Here is an 11,699-nt window from a genome sequence, read left to right on the forward strand (position 1 = left end):
CTAGCCATTCTACCCGCCATTGGCTACGCGGGCGATGGCGGATTACCGCATCAGGGTTTGGGCGGCACCGCCCGGATCAGTGGTCAAACCGTCGCATCAGCTGTTCTGCCAGTGCGGGGGGAACAAGCCGCAATCCTTGCACCCAGGCTTCCCGGTCCATTTCCATGGCCAGCAGCGCAGAGGTATGGCGTGCCATCGGGGCGGTGCGGGCCAAAATCACCGCGATGGTTTCGGGCATGAACGGACGGGACGAAAGCGCACCCAGCCAGTCGCGCAACATGGCATTGCTGCCAAAGGCGGGCAGCAGCGGGTGCAAGTACTGCACGCGTTCATAGCTGTCGGCAAAAAAGTACAGGGTTTCCAGCGCCGACATGCGGTACTGCCCGTCTGCAAACCACACCGTGGGCGTGATCTGCTCGCGAATCAACTTCAGCGGGCTGCGTTGCCGCCCCAAACCGCGCGGCTGGATCGGTATGGTGACATCGCTACGCCAGTTGCCGGCCGCCTGCAGGGCAAGCTGGGCCGCCAGCAGCAAATCTTCTCTGGCATGTGCAGCCAGCCGCAGCAGCGCCCGCTGGCGCAGCAACTGGCCGGTGTGCAGATCGTGAAACAGCGCCGCTTTGGTCAGCGTATGGGGTGCATTCATGCTGGCAATACCACAATTCAAATTCCAAGCTGATCCAGCTGGCCGCCTGCAGCGAGGAAATCGATGACCCACTGCGGCTTGCGGCCGTGGCCGGTCCAGGTCTGGCTGCCATTTTGCGGGTTGCGATAGCGGGCAACGCCCTTGGGCTTGACCGCCGGGGCGGCCGGTTTCTCGGGCTCGCCCAGCAGTTCGCGCAGCGAGAAGCCCTTTTCAGCGGCCAGCGCGTTGAGTTCGCCCAGCAGGGCCTGGCAGCCCGCCTGGCGGCGCGCGGCAATGGCGACCTGGATGTCTTCCTGCAGCTGGCGCAACGCAGCCAGGGTCAATCCGGACAGTTTCATCGTGCGCTTCCTTTTTGCAGCATCTGCTCATGTTGCCCCAGCAGGGCCTGTTGATTTGCCGCCAGTGCCTGCTGCACCGCTGCTGCCCCCAGAAACGGCATGCGGCCTGCATCGGCCCAGTACACAACACGTGGCCATGCATAGCCGCCCAGCGCATATTCACGCGGGCAAGCGGCCAGCGCGGCAGCCTGGCTGTCATGCACATCGTTGTCATAGAGCGCGATGCTGGCCGGGTGCAGCCTGCTGCGCGCGATGGCGCCGGTGTGATCAGCCAGGAACGCATGCAACACCGGCAGTGGCGACAGCAAGATGTCATCGGTGATCGTCGGTTCGGCATGGGCAAACCACGCCGGATGGCTGCCGGCAGCCACGATGGCTCCGTTGCGATGCCGATGCAGCACCTGCAGCTTGCCATCTGTTGCTTGTGCGGCCTGCCACAAAGCTTGTTCGTGCGGATGGTGCAGCGCCATCAGCAGGCGAAATGCATCGGCACCCTCACCAAGCACCGCAACATCTTCCGGCCCTGCGGCAATACGGCTTGCAGCTGGCGCTGGCAGCGTGGCAAGTTCGGCAAGCAGCAACTGCCGGGCTGTCTCTGGCAGGCCGGGCAAACTCTGCTGCATGCGCTGCAAGGCCTGCGATTTGCGCTGTTGCCGTTCGTCCTCAGCCGCCGCTGCCTTGCCGGCCTGCGGCAAGGGCAAGGCTTGAGTAGCACGCCGGTAAAACGGCTGTGCAGCAAAATAGGCTGGGGTATCCGGCATGCTGCGCACTGCCCGCCAGGTCAGCAGGTCGCCAAAGCAGAACTGCAACGCATCGGCCAGGGTATGCGCCAGCGGCAAGGTTTTGCGCCAGGCATTGAAGCGACCGATGAGGGACTCGCTGCAAGCCATCCCGGCCCGGGCGGCATCGTCAAATTGATGCGGCAGCTGCAGCGCGACGCCGGCACGCAGCGCCTCGAGATACATATCCTGCAAGGCAATCCGCCCCAGGCTGTCGCTGGCGCCGCCAGGGGCCTTGCCCTGCTCGCCCGCTTGATAGCCGCCGCCCAGATCGTCATGCACGCCGGGGTAAGCCAGCTCAAGCACCTGCCCCTCGTACTCGCCCGATTGGGCAATACTGTCCAGCGGCATGCTCATGCGCTGCTCGTGCGCGGCCACCATGTGCACGCAACGCCGCACCGCACCAGGCATCACCAGCGCCCCGGCGCAACCGGGCCAGTGGCCATCGTGCTGCTCGGGCACCACCAGACCGCGCACCTCACGCCAGCCGCCCAAGGCAGAGACGCCATCAAACAGCCCGACAAAATTGATGCCATAGCGGAATACGCCCGCCAGGCGTTCATCCACCGCCCAGCATTGCGCCAGCCGGTTTACCAACACGCGCACGGCTGCCGCACCGCGCGAGAAGCCGAACAGATTGATCCACACCCACAATACGGGCGGCACACCGCCCGCCTGCAGTTGATCGGCATGCCGCTCGGCCACCCGCTCCCCCAGCTTGCAAAGCTGATCCAGCGCTGCCGCGCGCGATCCGGGCGCGGCTTGTGCTCCGGCATCCAGCCGGGCGGGTTGGGCTGTGGTATCGCCCAGCGCCAGGCAGAGTTGGCCCAGTGTGGCGTCGTCCAGCAACACCTGCCCGGTCAAGCGCTGGTGCAGCGATTGCAGCAGCTGCACATAGCCCCACCACACGCGAGCGTTGAATCCCTGCGCCAGCCGGTCTGGATCGGTTTCACCGCCGGCCTCGTGCAGGGCGGGTGTGGCAGCCCCTAATGCTGGCACATGGTGTGCGTACACCTCCGGGCTGGCAGGCGTGCACAGGGTAAACAAGCGGCGGACGTTGCTATCCTGCGCACGCCCCGAATCGGCGCCATCAAAAAAGAGGTTGATCTGCAGCACCTGCCCGGCCATCGGGGCGGTGGCAAATGTGAGCGCTCTGCTGCCTTCCTGCGCGGCATGGGTGGCCTCTGCCAGGCGCCCTGCTTCCGGCCGGGCATCTGGCCAGGCAAATCCGGTTTTCATCGGGTCTATCCTGCTAGTGGTCGGGCGCTGAGCTCGGGTGCTACGGTCGGCAGCACAGTCGGTGGCGTCTGCTGCTGCATCGGCCGCTGGCGCAGTACTTCAGCCACCAGCAAATGAAAGCCGGCGATATGGCCCTGGCTGCGCTGCAGCTGCTGCAACAACGCGGCGATATCCGCTTGTTCATCAAACGCCGCGCCATGCTGATAGCTGTAGGTGCAGAAATGCAGCAGGTCTTCCCGCCGGCTCAGCCCCCAGCTCCGGGCGCGCTGCAGGCGCGGCAAAAAGTCCTGATAGCGCGCCAGATAGGTCTCGCTGCTGGCCACCACGCCCGTGTCCACCAATTCGTCCAGCAGGGCATCGGCCTCGCCCAGGGCCGCCAGCCTGGCAGCGCGTTCGGCATCCAGCACCAGTGGCCCGGGTAGCGCAAAGCGCGTTTCCTGGCTGTTGAAGCCACGCAGCGTCTGCCACTCGGCCTGATGGCCGCGAAATTGCATCTGCGCCAATGGCTGCAAGAACAGGTCCACCCACTTGCGCTCCCACACCGACAACACCGGCACCAGCAAACGGGGGTCGAAATAGCGCATCATCACCCGCTCGCCCTGCTCGTTCTCGGCAAACAGATAGGCGCGCAGATGCGTTGCCAGCGCTTCGATCTCCAGCGGGCTTTTCAGGCGCACCGCGCAGGGGGCCATTTCATCGAGCAACTCGAGCAGTGCTTGGGCCGACGGCGTATCGTCATCCAGTGCCAGCAGGAACAAGCCAGCACCGCCCAGCTGCTCGGCCAGCCCGGTCTCCAGCACCGGGCACCAGCACAGCTCATCGCCTGTCTGTAAATAAGGCTCGATCAGATCAGGATGCTGAGCGCCATCCAGCAACAGGTAGTCAAAGGCCCAGCGCTGGTTGGCTTCGTCACGATAGCCGTGATGAACGTCGATGAAATCAGTCATGTGTATGCAGCGCCACGCATGCGCGGTGTATCAAAGGGTCAATGCTTCATGATGGGCTGCTGCGATGCAGCGGCCGGTTTCTTTTGCTTGGGCGGCGCGGCGCCAGGGGCTTGCAGCGTTTCGGGCGGCATCACCATCAGCAGATAGGGGGCTGCCATCGGATCGACAATCGGCCCCAGCGTGCCCGGCTGGCCCAGAATCTCCAGCGCGCGCTTGCCTTGTGTCTTGATGGCATCACCAGCAGCTTTGGCCCCGTCTTCCGCTTTTTGCATGCCCTGTTTGGCCTGATCCACGGTCCAGTTTGCACCGCGCTTGGCCTGATCTACCGTCCAGTTGGCCCCTTGTTTTGCCTGGTCCGCCGTCCAGCTGGCGCCTTCCTTCACCTTGTCTGCGGTGTAAACGGTGGCACGGCGTATGGCCTGGCCGGCCTCGGTCGTTTTCTTGCCGGCGTATTCGTAGCTGTACTCTACCTTCCGCTCTACGAAGTTCACCCCCGATGCGATAGCCTTTTTCGCTTCACGATATTTGCCCTCGATATAGCCCAGTTGGTAATCGCTCACGCCAAGAAAGGGCATGCGGTTGTCCTGGCCCTGATAGATGACACGCGGCCAACCAAAGCCCCCTGGGGCATATTCATGAAAGTTCGGCACGCGGAACCAGGCACGGCTGTCGTGCACAAAGTCGTCATACAAGCGTTTGCTTTCTGCTGACAGCGCTGCACGCGCGGCGGCGTTGGTATGTTGCTTCAGAAAGCCGACCACGGGCGGTATGGGCGGTACCAGCACGTCATAACTCGGGTCGTAACGCAGTGCCGCAAGCAGCGGCGCAGACTGCCGTAGCCAGAGTACGCGAGAGCTATCGTCGATATCGTCGGAAAACACACCGGTTTGCGTAGGCAGCCAGTATGCACCTGTTGGCAATTGGTGAACGACGCAAAGCTCCTCCACCGTCTCCTTGCGCAGCTCGGGTGTCAGCATGCCCATCAGCGAACGCTCGCCGGTGGTCAAGCCAACCACATAAACCTCCGTACGGATCCGGCGCACGCCCCATTTCTTTTCTGCTTCGGTAGGGAATAGATACCCCATCAGCAAGCGCATTTCCTCAGCGGCCTGCAGCATGTCGCTGCGGTCATTCACGGCCAGCTCATCAGCCCCTTCACCGGGTCGACTGGTGTGCGCATCCTTGCCAGCGGTGCGCTCAAGCGGGGTTTTGTCGCGCAATTCCAGTTTCTTGATCTGTGCATCGACATCGGCAATCTGCTTGTCGATCAGCTTGGCGTATTCGCCCCCCCACGGGTATTGGGCACGCGCCGACAGCAGCAGATTGCGCTGCGAGCGCAAGTCTTTCAGCTTTTGTTCATCGCGCTCGGTCTGCAGGGTGAGCTGCCGGGGGGTGTATTTGTCTTCCTGTGCGGCCTTGAAAAAACGCTGCGCGGTGATGTAGTCGGCTGTGCCAGGCATGGCCCGCAGCGCACGCCAGGCCAGCATGTCGCCAAAACAATGCTCCATCGCTTTTTCGACATTGCCCGCTGCAGGGGCCTTGCCGATCCAGCCGTTGAAGGCGCTAATGACGTCGCCGGAGATAGCAAATGCATCCTCCATGTAACTTTTTAGCTCAAATCGTTTATCGTCTTCCATCGTAGGGGACTTGATATGGAGTGGAACGCCAGCCTCCAGCGCCTCTATATACATGTCGTGCAAGGTGATTTGCCCAAGCTTATGGGTATGCATCAGCTCGTCTTGCGCCGTGATCGACTTGCCCTGATCCCCGTGCGGATACCCGCCACCAATGTCCGAATGTACACCAGGGTAGACCAGCTCCAGCTTGTTGCCTTTGTAGGCTGTGCCCTCGCGGATACTGTCGACTGGGAAACTCATGCGCTGCTCGTGACCGGCAATCATGTGCACGCAGCGGGTTACCGCTGTGGGTACATCCAGCGCGCCATCGGCACACCAGCCCCAGTGGCCATCAAACCAGCTCAGATTGATCACGCCACCGCGTATCGACTCCACACCGCCCACCGAGGCCACCGTATCGAACAAGCCCACGAAGTTGACCTTGTATGGAATGCTCTTGACCAGCAAGCCATCGGGCGCCCATTTCTTCAGCAATCTGGACACGAACACGCGTGCCTCGGCAGAGCCGCGTGAAAAACCGAATACGTTGATGTAAACCTTGCCGATTGCCTCACGGCTTTTGCGCTGTTTAAGATCGGCTTGCTGTTGCCGAATCGCAAATTCCTGCTGCGCGAATGCGATGGCGGCTCCTGCCGATCCCTGCTGCGCAGCCCAAGCGGCCTCTTTTAGCAGAAGTGGTGAATACGCAGACGATTTGGCCGCTTGCAGAACCGGCCCCCAAGCCAAGGTATTGCAACAAGCACCTACGGCATTCTCGTCTTTCGCCGTCATTGTGGCTTTGAGCGCCACCTGCAAAGCACGCAGCACGCGCGAGTAGCCCCACAAGGCACGCGCACCAAACCCGACAGCAAACGACTTGCCACTGGTCGAGAATTCCGCTTCGGCCAGTTCGGGAAATGGCGTGCCCAAACCGGGAATGTAATAGCTGAAATGGGTACCGTCACCGTCGCGGCTTACATCAAACAAGCGTGCCACATTGGTATCCGATCCCCCCGCGGTATCGGCTTTCTTGTTGTTATTGGTACCGTCAAAAAACAGATTGATGTGGATGATGCGTGGGCAAATACCTTGCTCCGACAAAGGAATCGGGCACGACACCTTGGGCTTGCCGATCAACCACGCCGCATTGCCTTCATCCAGACGGCCCCCACTTTTCATCGCCGGTGGCCAGCGAAACCCCGATCCCATGCTCATTGGGCCTCCTTCACTGCGCTGGCGGCCTGATCAAGTCGTGCATCAATATCTGCCGGCAAATTGTGCTTGCGCTTGTAGGTCTCCCAGCTTTGCACGCGCCACAATTCATCTCGCGTTAAATCTAATATCACCGTTCCCTTCACCACATAGGGGTCGTTTGTAGCAGGCCGCACCTTCAGTGAATCCCAATCAATGCCCGGTTCGGCGACGACCACTTTGATCTTGTCATCCGGCAGGATCACCACCATCAGATCCCCCCCGCTTTTTTTCCACGGGGATATCTGCACTGTGGCCGTCAACCATTCAACCCCAGACCTGTCGCGCTTATCGAAAGCCATGTTGTCGCGCAACCAACGTACGGTGGTCTGTAGGCCCGGGTGCCATTCCAAAGGTATATCCGCACAACAACTTTCCACCTGAAATCCAACGGGTGGAATAACACCGGGCATGACCGGACCTTCGTTGGGAGCAGAGCTGGGTTGCCCCCCATCAATCGGACCTATCATCACCCTGGCAACATCGTTATCAGTCCAGTTCAGGGTATGTGTAGGCACCCCAACCCGTTTGGGTTTCTGGTCGCATGCGCCCAACAGTGCTGCCAGCAGCAACGCGCAACAGGCCATGTGGCGGTTTTTCATGAGGCCTCCGCTGCGGCGCTCGCGGCCTTATCCAGCCGTTCGTCTATATCTGCCGGCAGGTTGTGTTTGCGCTTGTAGGCATCCCAGCTTTTCAGGCGTGTTAATTCATCACGCGTCAAATCCAGCATCACCGTACCCTTTCCCACGTAGGGGTCATTCGCCGGAGGAAGTACCTTGAGCGCATCCCAGTCTATGCCCGGCTCCGCTACCACCACTTTGACCTTATCGTCCGGCAGAATCACGACCATCAAGTCTCCGCCACCACGTTGCCACGGCGGAATCTTCACCGTGGCCGTTAACCATTCACCCCCCGTCCTGTCCCGCTCATCCGACGAAAAGGTTTCGCGCAGCCATCGTACGGTTGTTTGCAAGCCGGGATGCCACTCAAGGGGCACATCGGCGCAACAACTCTCTCGCTGAAATCCAATTGGTGGAATTTCATCGCGACCCAGTGCACGCTCGTTGGGGCTCCAGCCAGGCTCTCCGCCGTCGATTGAGCCAATCAATACCCGCGCGACATAGTTTTCAGTCCAATTCAAGGTATGCGTAGGTACCCCAACCCGTTTGGGCTTTCGGTCGCATGCGCCCAGCAGTGCCGCCAGCAGCAACGCGCAGCACACAATGTGGCGGTTTTTCACGAAGCCTCCGCTGCGGCGCTCGCGGCCTTATCCAGCCGTTCGTCTATGTCTGCCGGTAAGTTGTGTTTGCGCTTGTAGGCACTCCACGTTTCTTGGCTCATTCTGCTGCGCGTCAAATCCAGCATCACTGTGCCCTTCACTACGTAGGGATCATTTGCAGCAGGCCGTACCTTCAGTGCATCCCAATTGATCCCCGGCTCGGCGACCACCACCTTGATCTTGTCATCCGGCAAGATCACTACCATCAGGTCTCCGCCACCATTTTTCCAAGGTGGGATGTTCACTGTCGCAGTGAGCCATTCGGCACCAGTCCTATCCTGCTCATTCGACGGCAAAGTATCGCGCAGCCATCGCACAGTCGTTTGTAAGCCCGGATGCCATTCGAGCGGCACATCGGCGCAGCAGGCTTCACTACCAAATCCGATAGGGGGAGTCTGGCTGGAATGCACAGGCGGGGCATTCGGTGTCCATCCCGACTCCCCTCCATCGATGGAGCCAACCAATACCCTCCCAACGTCGATATCAGTCCAATTCAAGGTATGCGTAGGCACCCCAACCCGTTTGGGTTTCTGGTCGCATGCGCCCAACAGTGCTGCCAGCAGCAACGCGCAACAGGCCATGTGGCGGTTTTTCATGGGGCCTCCGCTGGGGCGCTCGCTGCCTTATCCAGCCGTGCATCAATGTCTGCTGGCAAGTTGTGCTTGCGTTTGTAAGCCGCCCAGGTCTCATGGCTCATGATGCTGCGCGTTAAATCCAGCATCACCGTGCCTTTTGCCACGTAGGGATCATTCTCAGGCGGCCGCACCTTCAGTACATCCCAGTTGATCCCCGGTTCGGCGACGATCACCTTGATCTTGTCGTCCGGCAGGATCACGACCATCAGGTCCCCACCGCCACGCTGCCACGGCGGGATCTTTACTGTGGCCGTTAGCCATTCATAGCCAGTTCGATCCTGTTCGTTAAAAGGCATGCTATCGCGTGACCAGCGCACGGTCGTTTGCAGATTGGGATGCCACTCAAATGGCAGATCTGCACAACAACTCTCCGCCTGAAATCCGATCGGCGGGACTTCGTTATGCCCCAGCGGACGCTCATTGGGACTCGACCCTGGCTCTCCTCCGTCAATTGGGCCAATCATCACTCTTGCTACATCGCTACCAGTCCAGTTCAAGGTGTGTGTCGGCACGCCAACCCGCTTGGGCTTCCGGTCGCATGCACCCAGCACTACCACCATCAGTAACGCGCAGTATGCAATGTGGCGCTTTTTCATGAGGCCTCCGCAGCATTGGTCAGTGCGGCATCAAGCTGCTCCCACACCTCGCACGGTATCCGGTCGGCAAAGCCGTCGATATTGCCTTGCTGCCGGTGCAGCGTGATCAGTTGCTCGGCAATGGCCGGCGTGGCGTCAAAGCTGAAACCATAGCGGTAGCTGAACACGCAGTACTGCAGGATTTCGGTCGCGTCGCTCAGGCCCCAGCCTTGCGCGCGCTGGTAGCGCGGCAAAAAGTTGCGGTATCTGGGCAGGTAGGGGGTGCCGGTGGCGATCTGGCCGTTCTCGCACAATATGCCCAACAGGTGATCGGGCTCGCAGTGGGCCAGCAGCTGGTCGATTTGCGCCTGATCAAAGGCGATCTCGCCGGGCAGCGCAAACTCGGGCTGTGGCAGGTTCAGGCCGGGCTGGGTTTGCCATTCTTCGTGGTGGCCGCGGTATTGCAGCTGCAGCAGCGGGGCAAGAAAGCAGCGGGCGGTGGGGGCATGCCAGGTTTGCAGCGCGGCGCCGAGGTTGCGCGGGTCGAAATAGCGCACCAGTGCGCTGATGTTGTCACCCAGGTCGGCGTAGAGGTAGGCGCGCAGATGTTGCGCCAGCTCGGGCAAATCCAGCGGGCTGCGCAGTTTGATCAGGCAGGGTTCGCTGCGGTCCAGCAGTTCGAAAATAGCGCTGGCCGGATGGCCGCCGGCAGGCAGCCGGGCCAGGAACAGGCCGGCAGCGCCGGTTTCTTCGGCCTCGGTTTTGTCGAATACGCTTTGCCAGGCCAGACCGGTGCACCCTTGCAGGTAGGCGTGCAGCGTTTCCGGGTGCTGTGCGCCATCCAGCAGCAGGTAGTCGAATGCCAGCCGCTGGCCGTCTTCGTCACGCAGATCATGCGTCACGGCAATGTAGGTGGTGGTCATCGGGCTTGCCTTAGAAGGTCACCAGGGCACTGCCCTTTTTGGCCGCTTTCATCAGGCATTCCACACAGACTTTCTTGGCCTCGAAATGCGGCATGGGGGCGCTGCGCGGGCCGGGCATGGCGTGATCGGCAGCGTAGGCGGTCCAGTTGCCCTGGGTGCCGTGCTCGATGCCGTCGGCAGTCAGTTTGATGTAGCTGCCGCCACCGGTGATCATCACACCTTTCTTGCCGGTGATCCTGACCCAGTCTTCGTCACTCAGCAGCTCGATCACCTTTTGCGCCAGGATTTCCACATTGCTGTGCTGGGCCTGGATTTCGATCTTGCCTTCGCTGGCAAACAGCTTCATGCCGGCCTTGTGCACAAACAGGCTGATGCGCTCGGCCACGCTGGCAAACCAGTTCTTGCCGGACACGAAGGACAGGTTTTTGTGGCTGGTGAGGGCAATGTCTTCGCCACTGCTGATGTGCGTGGTGAGCGGCGTGGTGGTGGCAATACCCACCGGGCTGGAGAGCACCATGTGTGGCGTGGTGAACTCCTTCAGCGGGCCATCGCCCTTGATTTGCTTGTTCTGTTTCTTGATCAGCCCGGCAATGGCTTTCTGGTCGTCATCGACGATCTGCGCCTTGCAGATTTGCGCCACCTTGGCATAGGTCTCGTGGAGGTCTTGCGCTTCGTCCAGCCGGTCGGTGGTTTCCGCCATGTCGGTGATGTGGTTGGCGGCCTGCTCTCGCGCCTGGGTGGTGATCAGCAAGCCCTTTTCCGAGCGGATGGCGCCGTGACCGTCAGTGCGCAGCTCGAAACCCTGACCACGGAAATCCTTGCGGCCCAGCACATCCTCCACCCGGGTGATATGCCCGAGCGAGAGCTGGCTGTGATCATGATCGCTCTTGAGCTGGGTCTGGATCTGGCCGTTGGTGTCGTCGAGGATCAGGTGGTTGCTGCGGCTGCCAGCACTGTTGCCGTCGCTGGGCAGCAATTCGCGCGAGCGGAAGCCCGATAGCGCCAGTTGTTCCGGCAAGCGCCAGGCGGGCATGTTGAACTGGTTGTGCACTTGCGCAGTACACACCGGCAGGTCGGGATCGCCACCGATGAATTCGATCAGCACTTCCTGGCCGATGCGCGGCAGATTCATCATGCCCATCTGGTTGCCGCTGAACGGGCTGGCCACACGCACCCAGCAGCTGCTGTTGGCGTCGCGCTTGCCGTAGCGGTCCCAGTGGAATTGCACCTTCACCCGGCCATAGCTGTCGGTGAAGATGGGCACGCCGGCCGGGCCGACCACACGGGCGCTGTGCGGGCCGTAGATGTGCGGTTTGCTTTGCGTGAGCAGCGGGCGGAAGTACGGTGTGCCCTGGGTGGGATAGGCTTCGAAGCGGACTTCGACCTTGAAGTCTTGCCCTTCACCACCGGCTTGCGATTCCTGGCTGACTTCGGCCATTTCGAAGTCGGTGCTGAGAATGAGGTATTCGCT

11 protein-coding genes are annotated in these 11,699 nt (G+C 61.1%); all 11 read right to left on the reverse strand.

Annotated elements, in window-relative coordinates; genetic code table 11:
- Positions 1 to 76: 76 nt before the first annotated feature.
- Entirely contained in the window at positions 77 to 646 is a 570-nt protein-coding gene (locus B9A19_RS21395; RefSeq protein ID WP_084093182.1) for a hypothetical protein, read from the reverse strand.
- 17 nt (positions 647 to 663) lie between these two features.
- Complete coding sequence (locus tag B9A19_RS21400; protein WP_084093183.1) at positions 664 to 984, reverse strand: H-NS histone family protein; 321 nt, start codon at positions 982 to 984, stop codon at positions 664 to 666.
- Positions 981 to 3,002, reverse strand: coding sequence for a phospholipase effector Tle1 domain-containing protein (locus B9A19_RS21405; protein ID WP_084093184.1), 2,022 nt, complete (start codon positions 3,000 to 3,002; stop codon positions 981 to 983). Before B9A19_RS21405 ends, B9A19_RS21400 begins: the two co-directional genes overlap by 4 nt.
- Positions 3,003 to 3,007: 5 nt before the next feature.
- Positions 3,008 to 3,949, reverse strand: coding sequence for a DUF4123 domain-containing protein (locus tag B9A19_RS21410; protein ID WP_084093185.1), 942 nt, complete (start codon positions 3,947 to 3,949; stop codon positions 3,008 to 3,010).
- A gap of 38 nt (positions 3,950 to 3,987) precedes the next feature.
- Positions 3,988 to 6,780 carry a T6SS phospholipase effector Tle1-like catalytic domain-containing protein gene (locus tag B9A19_RS21415; RefSeq protein WP_084093186.1) on the reverse strand — a complete coding sequence of 931 codons (2,793 nt, stop codon included), beginning with the start codon at positions 6,778 to 6,780 and terminating at the stop codon, positions 3,988 to 3,990.
- Complete coding sequence (locus B9A19_RS21420; protein ID WP_084093187.1) at positions 6,777 to 7,418, reverse strand: DUF3304 domain-containing protein; 642 nt, start codon at positions 7,416 to 7,418, stop codon at positions 6,777 to 6,779. Before B9A19_RS21420 ends, B9A19_RS21415 begins: the two co-directional genes overlap by 4 nt.
- On the reverse strand, positions 7,415 to 8,056 hold the full coding sequence (locus B9A19_RS21425; RefSeq protein ID WP_084093188.1) for a DUF3304 domain-containing protein: 642 nt from the start codon (positions 8,054 to 8,056) through the stop codon (positions 7,415 to 7,417). The genes B9A19_RS21420 and B9A19_RS21425 overlap by 4 nt, the downstream gene beginning before the upstream one ends.
- The gene (locus B9A19_RS21430; RefSeq protein ID WP_084093189.1) at positions 8,053 to 8,691 is read right to left on the reverse strand and encodes a DUF3304 domain-containing protein; all 639 of its coding nucleotides are present in this window, start codon (positions 8,689 to 8,691) and stop codon (positions 8,053 to 8,055) included. Before B9A19_RS21430 ends, B9A19_RS21425 begins: the two co-directional genes overlap by 4 nt.
- Entirely contained in the window at positions 8,688 to 9,326 is a 639-nt protein-coding gene (locus B9A19_RS21435) for a DUF3304 domain-containing protein (protein WP_084093190.1), read from the reverse strand. The genes B9A19_RS21430 and B9A19_RS21435 overlap by 4 nt, the downstream gene beginning before the upstream one ends.
- On the reverse strand, positions 9,323 to 10,228 hold the full coding sequence (locus tag B9A19_RS21440; protein ID WP_084093191.1) for a DUF4123 domain-containing protein: 906 nt from the start codon (positions 10,226 to 10,228) through the stop codon (positions 9,323 to 9,325). The genes B9A19_RS21435 and B9A19_RS21440 overlap by 4 nt, the downstream gene beginning before the upstream one ends.
- Before the next feature lie 10 nt (positions 10,229 to 10,238).
- Positions 10,239 to 11,699: DUF2345 domain-containing protein (locus B9A19_RS21445; protein WP_139799047.1), on the reverse strand; the 1,461-nt coding region annotated here is incomplete at its 5' end.

This window comes from Andreprevotia lacus DSM 23236 (genome assembly GCF_900176275.1).
Classification (GTDB): domain Bacteria; phylum Pseudomonadota; class Gammaproteobacteria; order Burkholderiales; family Chitinibacteraceae; genus Andreprevotia; species Andreprevotia lacus.

What these genes read in the sequence shown, in the direction of transcription:
- B9A19_RS21395 (WP_084093182.1), bottom strand. Translation starts at nt 646, where the DNA reads ATGAATGCACCCCATACGCTGACCAAAGCGGCGCTGTTTCACGATCTG.
- B9A19_RS21400 (WP_084093183.1), bottom strand. Translation starts at nt 984, where the DNA reads ATGAAACTGTCCGGATTGACCCTGGCTGCGTTGCGCCAGCTGCAGGAA.
- B9A19_RS21405 (WP_084093184.1), bottom strand. Translation starts at nt 3,002, where the DNA reads ATGAAAACCGGATTTGCCTGGCCAGATGCCCGGCCGGAAGCAGGGCGC.
- B9A19_RS21410 (WP_084093185.1), bottom strand. Translation starts at nt 3,949, where the DNA reads ATGACTGATTTCATCGACGTTCATCACGGCTATCGTGACGAAGCCAAC.
- B9A19_RS21415 (WP_084093186.1), bottom strand. Translation starts at nt 6,780, where the DNA reads ATGAGCATGGGATCGGGGTTTCGCTGGCCACCGGCGATGAAAAGTGGG.
- B9A19_RS21420 (WP_084093187.1), bottom strand. Translation starts at nt 7,418, where the DNA reads ATGAAAAACCGCCACATGGCCTGTTGCGCGTTGCTGCTGGCAGCACTG.
- B9A19_RS21430 (WP_084093189.1), bottom strand. Translation starts at nt 8,691, where the DNA reads ATGAAAAACCGCCACATGGCCTGTTGCGCGTTGCTGCTGGCAGCACTG.
- B9A19_RS21435 (WP_084093190.1), bottom strand. Translation starts at nt 9,326, where the DNA reads ATGAAAAAGCGCCACATTGCATACTGCGCGTTACTGATGGTGGTAGTG.
- B9A19_RS21440 (WP_084093191.1), bottom strand. Translation starts at nt 10,228, where the DNA reads ATGACCACCACCTACATTGCCGTGACGCATGATCTGCGTGACGAAGAC.